Annotated in this window: 15 protein-coding genes and 1 other RNA gene; 8 read left to right on the top strand and 8 right to left on the bottom strand. The window is 65.5% G+C overall.

Going from position 1 to position 14,308, the window contains the following annotated elements; genetic code table 11:
• Positions 1-11: 11 nt before the first annotated feature.
• The 6 genes from K289_RS0114120 to K289_RS0114145 all read right to left on the bottom strand — a co-directional run bounded on the left by K289_RS0114120 (position 12) and on the right by K289_RS0114145 (position 5,109).
• A complete protein-coding gene (locus K289_RS0114120) occupies positions 12-431 on the bottom strand; it encodes an HIT family protein (protein ID WP_027552118.1) in 420 nt (139 codons plus the stop codon).
• Between the two features lie 246 nt (positions 432-677).
• Complete coding sequence (locus K289_RS0114125; RefSeq protein WP_027552119.1) at positions 678-1,805, bottom strand: muconate cycloisomerase family protein; 1,128 nt, start codon at positions 1,803-1,805, stop codon at positions 678-680.
• Entirely contained in the window at positions 1,802-2,557 is a 756-nt protein-coding gene (locus tag K289_RS0114130) for an SDR family NAD(P)-dependent oxidoreductase (RefSeq protein WP_027552120.1), read from the bottom strand. The genes K289_RS0114125 and K289_RS0114130 overlap by 4 nt, the downstream gene beginning before the upstream one ends.
• Complete coding sequence (locus tag K289_RS0114135) at positions 2,557-3,375, bottom strand: amino acid ABC transporter ATP-binding protein (RefSeq protein ID WP_027552121.1); 819 nt, start codon at positions 3,373-3,375, stop codon at positions 2,557-2,559. Before K289_RS0114135 ends, K289_RS0114130 begins: the two co-directional genes overlap by 1 nt.
• Positions 3,372-4,034, bottom strand: a complete 663-nt coding sequence (locus tag K289_RS0114140) for an amino acid ABC transporter permease (RefSeq protein ID WP_027552122.1) — start codon at positions 4,032-4,034, stop codon at positions 3,372-3,374. Before K289_RS0114140 ends, K289_RS0114135 begins: the two co-directional genes overlap by 4 nt.
• A 214-nt stretch (positions 4,035-4,248) precedes the next feature.
• Positions 4,249-5,109: a transporter substrate-binding domain-containing protein gene (locus tag K289_RS0114145; RefSeq protein WP_027552123.1), complete on the bottom strand. Its 861-nt coding sequence runs from the start codon at positions 5,107-5,109 to the stop codon at positions 4,249-4,251.
• A gap of 184 nt (positions 5,110-5,293) precedes the next feature.
• Here K289_RS0114145 and ffs point away from each other — a divergent pair.
• The 5 genes from ffs (at position 5,294) to K289_RS0114165 (ending at position 8,729) form a co-directional block, all read left to right on the top strand.
• An RNA gene (gene ffs / locus K289_RS48225) (signal recognition particle sRNA small type) lies at positions 5,294-5,390 on the top strand.
• A gap of 95 nt (positions 5,391-5,485) precedes the next feature.
• Positions 5,486-7,315 carry a DNA polymerase III subunit gamma/tau gene (locus K289_RS0114150; RefSeq protein WP_027552124.1) on the top strand — a complete coding sequence of 610 codons (1,830 nt, stop codon included), beginning with the start codon at positions 5,486-5,488 and terminating at the stop codon, positions 7,313-7,315.
• A gap of 24 nt (positions 7,316-7,339) precedes the next feature.
• Positions 7,340-7,660, top strand: coding sequence for a YbaB/EbfC family nucleoid-associated protein (locus K289_RS0114155; RefSeq protein ID WP_027552125.1), 321 nt, complete (start codon positions 7,340-7,342; stop codon positions 7,658-7,660).
• Between the two features lies 1 nt (position 7,661).
• Positions 7,662-8,264, top strand: a complete 603-nt coding sequence (recR, locus tag K289_RS0114160; protein WP_027552126.1) for a recombination mediator RecR — start codon at positions 7,662-7,664, stop codon at positions 8,262-8,264.
• Between the two features lie 27 nt (positions 8,265-8,291).
• Positions 8,292-8,729 carry a hypothetical protein gene (locus K289_RS0114165; protein WP_027552127.1) on the top strand — a complete coding sequence of 146 codons (438 nt, stop codon included), beginning with the start codon at positions 8,292-8,294 and terminating at the stop codon, positions 8,727-8,729.
• A gap of 114 nt (positions 8,730-8,843) precedes the next feature.
• On the opposite strand, the gene K289_RS0114170 is transcribed toward K289_RS0114165, so the two are convergent.
• Complete coding sequence (locus tag K289_RS0114170; RefSeq protein ID WP_027552128.1) at positions 8,844-10,223, bottom strand: MFS transporter; 1,380 nt, start codon at positions 10,221-10,223, stop codon at positions 8,844-8,846.
• 249 nt (positions 10,224-10,472) lie between these two features.
• Positions 10,473-11,672: a DNA recombination protein RmuC gene (locus K289_RS0114175; RefSeq protein ID WP_027552129.1), complete on the bottom strand. Its 1,200-nt coding sequence runs from the start codon at positions 11,670-11,672 to the stop codon at positions 10,473-10,475.
• Between the two features lie 171 nt (positions 11,673-11,843).
• Here K289_RS0114175 and def point away from each other — a divergent pair, with 171 nt between their 5' ends.
• The 3 genes from def to truA all read left to right on the top strand — a co-directional run bounded on the left by def (position 11,844) and on the right by truA (position 14,231).
• Positions 11,844-12,368: a peptide deformylase gene (gene def / locus K289_RS0114180; RefSeq protein WP_027552130.1), complete on the top strand. Its 525-nt coding sequence runs from the start codon at positions 11,844-11,846 to the stop codon at positions 12,366-12,368.
• Between the two features lie 140 nt (positions 12,369-12,508).
• Positions 12,509-13,444, top strand: a complete 936-nt coding sequence (gene fmt, locus K289_RS0114185; RefSeq protein WP_027552131.1) for a methionyl-tRNA formyltransferase — start codon at positions 12,509-12,511, stop codon at positions 13,442-13,444.
• Positions 13,445-13,493: 49 nt separating this feature from the next.
• Positions 13,494-14,231 (top strand): tRNA pseudouridine(38-40) synthase TruA, encoded by a 738-nt coding sequence (gene truA / locus K289_RS0114190; RefSeq protein ID WP_027552132.1) that lies wholly within the window; start codon positions 13,494-13,496, stop codon positions 14,229-14,231.
• The last annotated feature ends 77 nt before the right edge of the window (positions 14,232-14,308 follow it).

Consider the following 14,308-nt stretch of genomic DNA (forward strand, 5'->3'; position numbering starts at 1 on the left):
TTGTTGTTCTTTCAACCCAACCAGATCTTGCGGCGAAGCGCGCTGATGAAATTCTGCACCTCTGCGGCGTCATGCGCCAAGGGCGGCATCACGCCCCACACCGGCCGCGGCCAGGCGGCATCGCCGGTCCGGCGCGCGATGATGTGGACGTGGAGCTGCGGCACGAGGTTGCCGAGCGCTGCGACATTGAGCTTGTCGCATTTGGTGATCTCCTTCAGCGCGCGCGAGACGCGGGAGATCTCCGTCATCAGCTGCGCCTGCTGCACCTCGTCGAGGTCGATGATCTCGACTGTGTCGGGGCGCCGCGGCACCAGCAGCAGCCAGGGGTAATTGGCGTCCTTGATGACGAGTACCTTCGACAGCGGCAGGTCGCCGATGTCGATGGTGTCTTCTTTCAGGCGGGAGTGCAGCGACCAGGCGGGTTCAGGCATGAAGGGGGTTCCGGACTGCCCGACAGGGACGGGCTTGTTGGCTCCGACCATACGATACCGAGTTTGTCAGGGGAAGGATGGGTGCTCCGCGGGTACCGCATACTCGATCGTCGTCCCCGCGAAGGCGGGGATCCATAACCCCAGGGAATTGCTACCGCGCGAGCTGGCAACCCCGAGTCTTCGCCAAACTCAATCCTGTGGTTATGGATTCCGGGCTCGCGCTGCGCGCGCCCCGGAATGACGGAATTACGCTTCCGCCAGCACGCGCGCGTTGGCGCGGACCGAGGCTTCGCTGACGCGGATGCCGAGGCCGGGGCCATCGGGCACCACGACATGGCCGGCGCGGTTTGCAACACGTTCTTCGAGCACATCCTCGGTCAGCACGTGATGCGGCATGTAGAATTCGCAGCCGAGCGAGATGCCGGGCGTTGCCGCGATCAGTTGCGTCCCGGCGGCTAGCCCAATGCCGCCCTCCCAGAGCGTGCCGCCATAGCCGGGCAGGCCCGCGATGTCGGCGACCGCCATGATCGCCTGTGCCTCGAACAGGCCGCCGGCCTTCATCAGCTTGATCGAGACGGCATCGGCGGCCTCGCGGCGCGCCACCTCCATCATGTCGCGGCGATCGAAACAGCTTTCGTCGGCGAGCACCGGCGTTTCCAGCGCCGCGGTGAGCTGCGCCATGACGTCGAGATATTTGCGCGGCACCGGCTGCTCGATGAAGGTCGGCGCGAACTGCTCGACATCGCGCAAAATCTTGATGGCGCCGAATGGCGCCAGTGCCTGGTTGTAGTCCACGCGCAGATCGATGCGGTCACCGAATTCTTTCCGGATCGCCTCGAGATGATCGAGGTCCTCGCGGTGCGGCTTCACGCCGGTCTTGACCTTGTAGATGACATTGCCGTCCGGGACCATCTTTCGCATGCGCTCGAGATCGGCGGCGAAATTCGGATCTGCGATCGAGAAGGAGAGGGGGATCGTGTCGCGCACGCGGCCGCCGAGCAGATCGGCGACCGAAAGCCCTGACGACTTGCCGACGATGTCGAGCAGCGCCATCTCGATCGCGACTTTCGCCTCGGCATGTCCGACCAGCGCGCGGTCGAGCTCCGCCATCAGCGCGCGGATGCGGCGGACCGGCTTGCCCAGCACGATCGGCCGCAAATAGATGTCGAGCGCGGAAAATGCCGCCTCGGGCGTGCCAGTGAACACTTCCCATGGCGCCGCTTCGCCCCAGCCGGCAATTCCGTCGCTCGCGGTCAGCTCGATCAGCACGCGCTTGACCGTGCCCTTGACGTTGCCGACGCCCTGCAGGCGCGCCATCTTGATCGGGCTCTCGATCAGGAACAGCCTGATCCGTTCGATGATCGCTTCGGTCATGTCAGGCCTCCATTGACGTGCCAGACCTGGCCGGTGACGTAGGATGCTTTTGGCGAAGCCAGGAAGGCGATGATTTCGGCCACTTCCTCCGGCCGCCCGCGGCGGCGCATCGGGATCAGCGCTTCCGTCGCGGCGATCTGCTCGGGCGACAGCCTGCTCTCGCTCGGCTTGTCCTTGAGGATGAGGCCGGGCGCAACCGCATTGACGGTGATGCCGTCCTTGGCGAGCTCGACCGCGGTGAGGCGCACCAGAGCCTCCAGTGCGGAGCGGCTCGCGGCGGTCGCCGCGAACGGCGCGAAGTCGGGCCGGATCGCGTGCGCCACGAACGAGGACACCGCGATGATGCGCGCGTCGTTCCCGGCGCGCAGCAGCGGCAGCGCGGCTTCGACCAGCCGCGTGAAGGCCAGCGCGGACTCGTCCATCGCCCGGCGGAATTCGTCCGGCGGCGTGCCGATGGCGCTGCCGCGGCGGGCATGGCCGCCGACCAGGATCAGCGCATCGAGCCGGCCGAAGGCGGATTGCGCGGCGGCGATGGCATCGGTTGCCGCAGCCTCCTCGGCGAAGTCGCCGAGGCACTTTGCGACACTCACACCCCGCGCTTCGGTGTCCGCGGCGGTGGCATCGAGGCCGGCCGCGTTCGAGCGCGTGTGCAGGAGGAGGCCTGTGCCGGGTGCCGCCAGCAACTTTGCCGTGGCGCGGCCGATGCCGCTGGCGGCGCCGGTGACGAGATAGACGCGATTGATATCAGGCATCATGGTGTCGCGTTGGCCGGCGGCAGCGCGCCGGTGCGGTGAAAATGGCTGAGGAACGCGCGTGTCGCGGCCTCGCGCGGCGTATCGATCACCTGCCGCGACGGGCCTTCCTCGACCACGACGCCGTCGCGCATGAACACGACGCGCTCGGCAACCTCGCGGGCGAAGGCGATTTCGTGGGTCACGATCACCATGGTCATGCCCTCGGATGCCAACCGCTGCATGACGTTCAGCACCTCGCCGACCAGCTCGGGATCGAGCGCGGAGGTTGCCTCGTCGAACAGCATTACGTCCGGCTCCATGGCGAGCGCGCGCGCAATCGCAACGCGCTGCTTCTGTCCGCCGGAGAGTGTTGCCGGATATTGGTCCGCCTTCTCCGCGAGTCCGACTTTTGCGAGCTGCGCACGCGCCAGCTTCTCGGCGTCCGCCTTGGCCATGCGGCGCACCGTGACCGGTCCCTCCATCACGTTCTGGAGTGTCGTCATGTGCGGGAACAGGTTGAAGTGCTGGAACACCATGCCGGTGGTGGCGCGGAATTTCGCCAGTGTCTTCACGTCCGGCGGCTTGGTGCCCTGGCCGAACTGGAAGTGGGTGTCGCCGACGCGGACGCTGCCGCCGTCGGGTACGACCAGCAGATTGATGCAGCGGAGCAGCGTCGACTTGCCCGAGCCGGACGGGCCGATCAGCGCCACGACGCCGCCCTTGGCGACGTCGAGGCTGATGCTTTTGAGGACCTCGTTGCTGCCAAAGCTCTTGCGCAAGCCGCGGATCTCGATCTTGCAAGTATCCTTGCAAATATCTTTGGACGTCTCGCTCATTCGCTGACTGCCAGTCGCTTCTCGCCGCGCCGGACGATGATGGTCAGGGGAATCAGGATCGCCGCATAGGCGACCGCGACCGCCGTATAGGTCTCCAGCGGCCGGTAGCTGTCATGGGCGGCGACCTGGCTCTGGTAGACGAGGTCGGGCACCGCCAGCACGGACACCAGCGATGTGTTCTTGAACTGGATGATCGACTGGTTCATCAGCGCCGGGATCATGCGCTTGATCGCCTGCGGCAGCACGATGCGCCGCATGGTCTGGCCCGGCGTCATGCCGAGCGCGGCGCCGGCTTCCGACTGGCCGCTGTCGATCGAGACGATGCCGCCGCGGATGATCTCTGAATAGAACGAGCCGCCATAGAGCGAGAGCGCGAGTGCCGAGGCCGTGATCGGCGTCATCTCGACGCCGGCCAGGATCGGCAGCGCGTAATAGAACCAGATCAGTTGCACCAGGATCGGCGTGCAGCGGAACGCTTCGATGAAAGCGAGCGCGATCAGGCGCACGCCTTTGAGGCGCGACAGGCTGCCGAAGGCGCCAAGCAGGCCGAACAGAAGTCCGCAGACGACGATGACGATGGTGAAGCCGACGGTGACGCCGAGCCCATTGAGGAAGAGCCAGCGATAGCTCCAGAGGATGCCGAAGTCCCACTGATACATGCGTACTTTACTCAACCGCTCGAAAGCTTGGGACACTGGCGCCGCGCATTCGCTGCACCTCGCCCGCTTGCGGGAGAGGTCGGCGCGAATCGCCGGGTGAGGGCTCTTTCCTCATTGCGAGCCTCTCTGCGGAGGCACCCCTCACTCCAACCCCCTCCCGCAAGCGGCAGAGGGAGCGCAGCAAGGATGTTGAGGCAGCGGCGCTCATCGCACCTTACAGGGAAACGCCCGGCGGAATATCCGCCTCCGTCACGCCCACCAGCTCCATGTTGGTCAGGATCGCGCTGCGGATGAAGCCGAGGCCCTTGTTGAAATCGATCCAGGTGTTGACGTAGTCGCGCCAGGTCTTGTCGTTCTCGCGCCGGAAGCCGGCGTTCGAGGTGGTGGCGAAGATCGGCGTCGGCAGCACGAACTGGCCGAGCGAGGGGTTCTTCTTCAGAACGGTCAGCGACAGCATGGTGATCAGGCACTGCGCGTCGACGCGGCCGGTCTGCAGCGCGGCGGTGGCGTCGTCCGCAGTCTTGAGCCGCGAGATCTGCGCCTTCGGCGTCAGGCGGCTGACGACCTGGTCGTGCGAGGAGCCCTGGTCGACGGCGATCTTGATGTCGGGCGAGTTCAGCTCGGCCCAGGTCTTCGGCTTGAAGTCCTTCTTGCAGAGGATGCCGAAGGCGTTGTTGAACACCGGCACCGAGAAGTCGACCACCAGCGCGCGCTTCGGCGTCGGGTTGAGACCGAAGAAGATGTCGATCTTGTTGGACTGAAGATCGAGCACCGAATTGCCCCAGGTGGTCTCGGTGATCTCGAGCTCGGCCTCCATGTCGTCGGCGAGCGCTTTGGCGATGTCGATGTAAAAGCCCTTCCACTGGCCGGTGGAGAGATCCTTCATGTAGTAGGGCGCGCCGCCGCCGACCGCGCCGATCCGCATCTTCTTGGTGCGGCGGATGCGGGCAAAGGTCGATTCATTGGGATCAGCCGCAGTCTGGGCCACAGCCGGCGACACCAGCGCGCCCGCGGTCACCGCCGCGCCGACGGCACCAAGTCCGACAATCGATGCAACATCACGACGTGTAACCATTGGGATCAATCGCTTTTCTGGTTGGGTGGAGTTCCGGCATCGTTCATATCAAGGCGCTACCGGCAGCGAAAGCACAGCCTGTCGGCTGAGCAGATCGGAAATTGCCCGGATGCTGGGCAAGTCCAAGCCCTTGTCAGGTGATACCCGCTTGCTTTCCAGTCCTTTTGGCCCCAAATAGGGATCGGGAGATTGGCGGTGGACGAGCCACTCGCCAACCGGGTCAGGTCCGGAAGGAAGCAGCCCTAACGAGGTCCGGATCGGGTCGCTCGTCAGTCTCCTACCTGTTTTTTCGAGCGAATTGCGCTGGCGGCAGTGGCCGCCCGCGCGCTTCTGTCCGCAAAAGCCAGCCGAGAGACATTTCATTGCGGATCGATCGATGACCGACGCTGGCGCTCCCCCCAATACCGACAGCGCCGGCCAGGCTGGCACGCCCTACCGGGTGCTGGCGCGCAAATACCGTCCCTCCAGCTTCGACGACCTGATCGGCCAGGAGGCGGTGGTCCGCACCGTCTCCAACGCGTTCGAAACCGGGCGCATCCCGCAGGCCTGGATCCTCACCGGCGTCCGCGGTGTCGGCAAGACCACCACTGCGCGCATCCTCGCCCGGGCGCTCAACTACGAGATGCCGGACGGCTCGGTGAAGGGCCCGACCATCCACATGCCGACCTTGGGCGTGCACTGCCAGGCGATCATGGAAAGCCGGCACATGGACGTCCTGGAGATGGACGCCGCCTCGCATACCGGCGTCGACGACGTCCGCCAGATCAATGACAGCGTGCGTTATGCACCGGCCAGCGCCCGCTACAAGGTCTACATCATCGACGAAGTCCACATGCTGTCGACGGCGGCCTTCAACGCGTTTCTGAAGACGCTGGAGGAGCCGCCGGAGCACGCCAAATTCGTGTTCGCGACCACCGAGATCCGCAAGGTTCCGGTGACCGTTCTGTCGCGCTGCCAGCGCTTCGATTTGCGCCGGGTCGAGGCCGACGTGCTGATGAAGCACCTTGCCAATATCGCGGCGAAGGAGAGCGTCGAGATCGAGCCGGAGGCGCTCGGCATCATCGCCCGCGCGGCGGAAGGTTCCGTGCGCGATTCGCTATCGCTGCTCGACCAGGCGATCGCGCATGCGGCCGGCCAGGTGAAGGCCGATGCCGTCAGGCAGATGCTGGGGCTTGCCGACCGGACCCGCGTCATAGACCTCTTCGATTCGCTGGTGCGTGGTGACATCGCGGCCGCGTTCAAGGAGTTCCGCGACCAGTACGATGTCGGCGCCGATCCGATCGTCGTGCTCTCGGACCTTGCCGAATTCGTCAACTTCGTCACCCGCGTGAAGATCGTGCCGGCGACGGCCGACAACGTCGCCTATGGCGAGACCGAGCGGCTGAGGGCACGCGATTTCGCATCGAAGATCTCGATGCGCGTGCTGTCGCGGATGTGGCAGATGCTGCTCAAGGGCATCACCGAGGTGCAGGCCGCGACGCGGCCCGCCGCTGCCGCCGAAATGGTGCTGGTGCGCATCGCCTATGTCGCCGACCTGCCGACGCCGGACGAAGCGATCAAAATGCTGGAGCAGAACGGCGGCGGCTCACAGGCCGCGGGCGGCGGAAGTGCCGCGCGCAGCGCGCCGGCCGCACCGATTGCCTCTGCACCGGTTGCTTCCGCGGCGCCGGCCCGCATGCCGACCTCGTCGCCGTCATCTTTCGGCGGCGGCGCCCGGCCGCAGATGGCCGCGCCCACGCCGGATCCGCAAGGTGCCGCACCTGCGCTGCGCATCACGAGCTTCACCCAGCTCGTCGCGCTTGCCGGCCAGAAGCGCGATCTCATGACCAAGGGGGCGCTGGAAGGCGACATGCGCCTCGTCCGTTTCGAGGAGGGCCGGCTGGAGGTCGCGCTCGAGCCCAACGCGTCCAAGACCACGATCACCGAGCTTGCGCGCAAGTTCGAGCTTTGGACCGGCCGCCGCTGGACCGTGATCGTCTCCAACGAGCAGGGCCAGCCGACGCTGCGGTCGGTGAACCAGGCCGCCAAGCAGGAACATGCGCGCACCGCCGAGGCCGATCCGCGCGTGCAGGAGGTGCTGTCGCGCTTTCCCGGTGCAAAGGTCGTCGAGGTCCGCAGGCTTGCCCCCGAGGCGCCGGAATCCAATATTAACTCAGACTATGGCAGTGATGATCCGGTCGACGGTTCCGACAGCGACGATCTCTGAGCCAGCTTTCCAAGGACGAAACCGATGGCTGATTTTCTCGGCATGATGAAGCAGGCGGCGCAGCTGCAATCCAAGATGCAGGCGATGCAGGAGGAGCTCGGCAATGTCGAGGTCGAGGGCATCTCCGGCGGCGGCTTGGTTGCGGTGCGCATGACCGCGAAGATGGACGTGAAGGGCGTCAGGATCGATCCCTCGCTGATGAAGCCGGAAGAGCGCGAGGTGCTGGAGGACCTCCTGGTCACCGCATTGAGCGATGCCCGCCGCAAGGCGGAAACGGCGATGCAGGAAAAGATGCAGTCCTTGACCGGCGGGCTCGGCCTGCCACCGGGGCTGTTCGGCCAATAACATGGGCGCGGTTGCAGGTCCTGAAATCGAGCGGCTGGTTCAGCTTCTCGCGCGGCTGCCGGGCCTCGGTCCGCGCTCGGCGCGGCGCGCGGCGCTGCATCTGATCAAGAAGCGCGAAGCGCTGATGATGCCGCTGTCGGGCGCCTTGCAGGTCGCGCTCGACAAGGTTCAGGTCTGCAAGACCTGCGGCAACATCGATACGCAAAATCCCTGCACGGTCTGCACCGATCCGCGGCGCGATCCCTCCATCATCGTCGTCGTTGCCGATGTCGCCGATCTCTGGGCACTGGAGCGGGCCAACGCGACGCAGGGCCGCTATCATGTGCTTGGCGCGACATTGTCGCCGCTGGACGGCGTCGGCCCGCAGGATCTCACCATTGATGCGCTGGTCGCGCGTGCGCATGATGCGCAGGTGCAGGAGATCATCCTTGCCCTGAACGCGACGGTCGACGGCCAGACCACCGCGCATTACATCACCGACCTCTTGCAGGACGCCAACGTAAAAGTAACCAGGCTGGCCCATGGTGTGCCGGTTGGCGGCGAGCTTGATTATCTCGATGAGGGGACGTTATCGGCCGCGATGCGGCAGCGGACCCTGTTCTAGCAATCCAGACTTTACGGAACGGACGACATGACGAAACGATTCGCCACACGCTTGGCTTTGGCCGCGACGATGATGATGCTGGTGACCCCGGCCATTTCGGCGCAGCAGGACGACGAGGCGCCGCCGCCGTCGAAGCCCGGCAAGCCGATCAACACCGGCGACGTGCTCTCGGGCGAGCTGAACGCGATGAAGGTGCGCGACGTCAAGAATGCCGGCAAGCGGATTGCGATGTACCAGATCACCTCCGAGCCGCGCCGTCTGCCGCCGCCGAACGGGCTGTGCAATCTCGAGACCGGACCCGAGACCTTCCAGCTCGTCACCTCCAGCGATGCGCAGGCGACGCAGTTGAAGTCGTTCGTCGGCAAGGAGATCTCGGTCAAGGTCGACGAAATCGCCTGCGCCAGCGATGCCGGCCAGATGAGCGAGGCCGTGATCACGAAGTGGAGCTTGATCAAGAAGCAGTAGGTTCGAACTGCCGTAGGGTGGGCAAAGCGAAGCGTGCCCACCGCTTCTTCGACTTCTCGGTGCGATGGTGGGCACGGCGCATTGCACCCTTGCCCACCCCTCCGGCCGCGGAGTTTAAACCCGCACCGGGCCCAGCGTTTCGAAATGCCTGCGCTTCTGCAAATACGCGAGCAGGATCAGGCTGGGCACTGCGACCACGACGCAGATCATGAAGAACAGCGGCCAGCCCGTCAGTTTCGCGACGAATCCCGCGCCGGACGAGAGATAGGTGCGTCCCACCGCCGCGAGCGCGGTGAGCAGCGCATATTGTGTGGCGGTGTGCAGCGGGTTCTGGCACAGCGCTGAGAGGTAGGCGACGAAGATCACCGTGCCGATGGCGCTGGTGAAGTTCTCGCAGGTGATGGCGAATGCGAGCGCCCACTGGTTGGTGCCGACCAGCGCGAGCCAGGAGAACGACAGGTTCGCAATCGCCTGCACCATGCCGCCGATCCACAAGCTCGTCGCCAGAGAATAGCGCCGCGCGACGAAACCGCCGGCAAAGCCGCCGATCAGTGTTGCGGCAAGGCCCACGCCCTTCACGATCGCCGCGTAATCGTTGCGGGAAAAGCCGAGGTCGATCACGAACGGCGCGGTCATGGTGCCGGAGAACGCGTCGGTGAACTTGAACAGCACCACGAAGGCGAGCGCGGCGAGCGCATCTTTCCGCGACAGGAACTCCGAGAAGGCGCCGATCGCCGCGTGCAGCACGCGCGCGAACGCCGTCTCGGTCTGCGTCGCCGCTTCGGCCCGCACTGATTGCTCAGGCTCGGTCGCAGCCAGCGCCGTGATCGTGCCGATCAGCACCATGGCCGCCATCACCACATAGCCCCACATCCAGGCGGACGACTTCGGAATGCCGGTGCCCTCGAAGCCGGAGACGATGAACAGCGCTCCGGCAGTCGAGACCAGCATGCCGATGCGGTAGGCTGCGACATAGGATGCCATGCCGGCGGCCTGCTCGCTCTCGGGCAGGCTCTCGACGCGGAAGGCATCGACCACGATGTCCTGCGTCGACGATGTCGTTGCGACCAGTAGCGCGCCGAGCGCGACGTAGAACGGCGAGCGCGCCGGATCGGTCAGCGCCAGCAGGACGATCGAGACGATCAGCAGCAGTTGCGAGAACAACAGCCAGCCGCGGCGGCGACCGAAGGCGCGGGTGAACAGCGGCACATGCAGCGCATCCACCAGCGGCGCCCACAAAAATTTCAGCGTGTAGGGCGTCCCGACCAGCGCGAACAGCCCGATGGTTCCGAGATCGACGCCGGATTCCCGCATCCACACCAGCAGCGTCGATCCCGACAGCGCCAGCGGCAGACCGGAGGAGAAGCCCAGAAACAGCACGATCAGCACCCGCGGCTGCATGTACACGGCAAGGCTGTCGCGCCAGGAGGCGGCGGGGGCATCGGCGCCGGCGGTTGCCGGGGCGGTTCCGGAAGTCGCGTCGGGTGCGGTCATGGGGAGGTGTTAGCAGATTCTGGCCTAAAAGACTCCCGACGCAGTCAGTGAGGCGGAAGCTCTCAACACCCTCTCGGTGTCATCGTCCGGCTTGTGCGCAATTGCGCACTGGGGCGGACGATCCAGTACCCACCAGCGCTTCGGCTCAATCACGACCGCCGCCGCGTACTGGATGCCCCGCCTTCGCCCGGTCAAGCCGGGCGACGACAGTGAAATTGGGGCGACCGCGTACCGGATCTGAGAGGAGAATCACTCCCCCGCCTGGAGCTTGCGCGGGAACAGCTCGGGCGCGCCCGTCGCCACGAGGCGCGGGGCTTCCGGCGTGTCGGTCTTGCTGAAATCGAGCTCTTCGATCCGACCCGCCCGCTTCTCGATCTTGTCGGCGGAGATCAGGACCTGGCGCACGTCCTCGTTCACGTCGGAAAAATGCTTCTGCAGTTTCAGCACGCGGTCGCGCAGGCGGCCGAGATCGTCGCCGAGCTTGATCACCTCGGTGCGGATCTGGTCGGCGGCATCGCGCATGCGCGCATCCTTCATGATCTGCTGCATCACCTGGATCGCCAGCATCAGAAGCGAGGGCGACACGAGTACGACACGAGCCCGATAAGCCTTCTGGATCACGTCGTCGAAGCCGTCATGGATCTCGGCGTAGACCGATTCCGACGGCACGAACATCAGCGCCATCTCCTGGGTCTCGCCGGTGACGAGATATTTTTCTGCGATGTCGCTGACATGCTTCATCACGTCGCCGCGCAGCCGCTGCGAAGCAATCCGCCGCTCCTCGTCGGTGCGAGCGTCGTGCAGCGCGGTCATCGCTTCCAGCGGAAATTTGGCGTCGATGCAGAGCGGCCGCTGATCCGGGAGAAACACCACGCAGTCCGGCCGTTTTCCCGTCGAGAGCGTGAACTGGAACTCGTAGGAGCCCTTCGGCAAGCCGTCCTGGACGATCGCCTCCATCCGCGCCTGGCCGAAGGCGCCGCGCGACTGCTTATTGGCGAGCACGTCGCGCAAGGTCGTCACCTGCGTGGTGAGGTCGGTGAGGTTCTTGTGCGCGTTGTCGATGATGCCGAGCCGCTCGTGCAGCGCGCGCAGGCTCTCCATGGTGTTGCGAGTCGAGTGCTCCATCGACTGGCCGACGCGGTGGGTCACCGAATCCAGCCGCTCGTTGACCGCGCGCGCCATCTCGGCCTGACGGCCGGCCAGTGCCTGAGTCATGGCATCGACTCGGCCCGACGCCTCGCTCTGGGCGTGCAGGACCTGGCTCAGGCGCTCCTCGAGCTCGTCGGCCCGGATCGCGTGCGCCATCGCGAGTTCCGCGCCGCGCCGCCCCGACCGCGCGATCACGACGGCAATCACCACCAGCAGGAGGAGGACCAGGACGCCGAAGCCGATCAGCGCATCGATGGTGCGCACCGGCCAGTCGCCAGCCATGAAAATGATCTCGTTCATGCCAGCCCTTCTAGCCGATTCGCGGGGACGTGCGAACGAAGAGGGAACGCTTATGGTTAATACCTCCCTAATTTTTATGGTTAACGAAGCCCTAAGTTTTATGGTTAGCGGAGCGTTAACGGCGTTCCCCGCTGCATTGACCGCATCTCGCGCGGGGCTTAAATCGCCGCCATGGCCTTAAGAGAAATCATCATCCTGCCCGACAAGCAGTTGCGTCTGGTCTCCAAGCCGATCGAGAAGGTCACGCCGGAGATCCGCAAGCTTGCCGGCGACATGTTCGAGACCATGTACGACGCGCCCGGCATTGGCCTCGCGGCGATCCAGGTCGCGCAGCCGCTGCGCCTGATCACCATGGACCTCGCCAAGCGCGACGAGAACGGCGAGACCAAGCACGAGCCGCGCGTCTTCATCAATCCCGAGATCATCGCCTCGTCCGAGGAGCTGTCGGTCTACGAGGAAGGCTGCCTGTCGATCCCCGAATATTACGAGGAGGTCGAGCGGCCTGCGAAGGTGCGTGTGCGTTTCATCGATCTCGACGGCAAGGTGCATGAGGAGGACGCCGAGGGCCTCTACGCCACCTGCATCCAGCACGAGATCGACCATCTCAACGGCGTGCTGTTCGTCGACTATCTGTCGAAACTCAAGCGCGACCGCGTGTTCAAGAAATTCGAGAAAGCCGCCAAGCGCGCGGAGTGAGTAGGGCTCGGTCCTCTCACGCCGTCAGGGCCGGGCTTGACCCGGCCATCCACGCCTTGCTTGCTTTGCCGAAGAACGTGGATGCCCGGGACAAGCCCGGGCATGACGGAGAACCGGAACTCTCACCGAAACGCCGCCACATGCCCCTTCGCCTGATCTTCATGGGTACGCCAGATTTCTCCGTGCCGACGCTGCTCGAGCTCGTCGCGCATGGCCACGAGGTCGCGGCCGTCTACACCCGCGCGCCGAAGCCGGGCGGGCGGCGCGGCCTGCAATTGCAGCCGACGCCGGTCGAGGAGGCGGCGCGAAAGCTCGGCGTGCCCGTGCTGACGCCGAAGACATTGAAGACGCAGGAAGCGCTCGACGAATTCCGCGCCTTTGGCGCCGAGGCCGCCGTCGTCGTCGCCTATGGCATGATCCTGCCGCAGGCGATCCTCGATGCGCCAAGGCTCGGCTGCTACAATCTGCATGCCTCGCTGCTGCCGCGCTGGCGCGGTGCGGCGCCCATCAACCGCGCGATCATGGCCGGCGATGCCGAGAGCGGCGTGATGGTGATGAAGATGGACGTCGGCCTCGACACTGGCGACGTCGCGATGGCGGAGCGTCTTGCGATCACCGACAACATGACCGCAGTGGACCTGCACGATCGCCTTTCCCGGCTCGGCGCCGATCTGATGGTGCGCGCCATGGCCGCGCTCGCACGCGGCGGACTCCAGCTCAAGAAGCAGAGCGAGGACGGCGTTACCTACGCCGCCAAGATCGACAAGGCCGAGGCGCGGATCGACTGGAGCAAGCCTGCACGCGACGTGCTGCGCCACATTCACGGCCTGTCGCCGTTTCCCGGCGCCTGGAGCGAGCTTGCGGACGTGAGCGAGAACGCACGCGTGAAGATCCTGCGCTGCGAACTCGCGAAAGGCTCGGGCGCCCCCGGCGACGTCCTCGACGACCAGCTCACCATCGCCTGTGGCGAGGGCGCCATCCGCATCATCGAGCTGCAGCGCGAAGGCAAGGCGCGGATGCAGGCTGCAGACTTCTTGCGCGGCGTGCCTTTAGGGATAGGCGGTAGACTTACGTAACACTGTCATACCCGGCGAAGGCGGGCGATGACTCCGAAATTGGGACAAGATGCCCCGCTACAAGCTCACCATCGAATATGACGGCGCGCCGTTCTGCGGCTGGCAGGTGCAGGAGACGCTGCCCTCGGTGCAGGGCGCGCTCGAGAGAGCCGTGAAGGCGATGACCGGCGCGGATGTGCGGGTGCACGGCGCCGGCCGCACCGATGCCGGCGTGCACGCGCTCGGCCAGGTCGCGCATGTCGATATCGAGAAGCAGTTCGCGCCGGATCGCTTCCGCGATGGGCTCAACGCGCATCTGCGCCCGGATCCGGTGGCGGTGCTCGATGCCGAGATCGTCGGCGAAACCTTCGAGGCGCGCTTCTCCGCCATCAAGCGCCACTACCGCTACCGCATCGTCAATACCCGCGCCAATCTCGCGCTCGACGTCGGCCACGCCTGGCGCGTGCCGCGCCGGCTCGACACCGCTGCGATGCATGTGGCCGCACAGCGCCTGATCGGCAAGCACGATTTCACGACATTCCGCGACACCGAATGTCAGGCCAAATCGCCGGAGAAGACGCTCGATCAGCTCGATGTGCTGCGCGACGGCCGCGAGGTGACGATCCTCACTTCCGCACGCTCCTTCCTGCACAGCCAGGTGCGTTCGATGGTCGGTTCGCTCGTTTGGGTTGGCGAAGGCCGCTGGACCGCCGACGATCTCTCCGCAGCGCTTGCCGCGCGCAACCGCGCCGCCTGCGGCATCGTCGCCCCGCCGGAGGGGCTGTATCTGGTGCGGGTGGATTATTGACCCTTCGCCTCTCCTCGCTTGCGGGGAGAGGCCGACGCGCTTCGAGCGATGCGAAGCATCGTCGGAGCGCGGCGGGT

The sequence above is a fragment of the Bradyrhizobium sp. Cp5.3 genome (assembly GCF_000426265.1).
Taxonomy (GTDB): Bacteria; Pseudomonadota; Alphaproteobacteria; order Rhizobiales; family Xanthobacteraceae; genus Bradyrhizobium; species Bradyrhizobium neotropicale.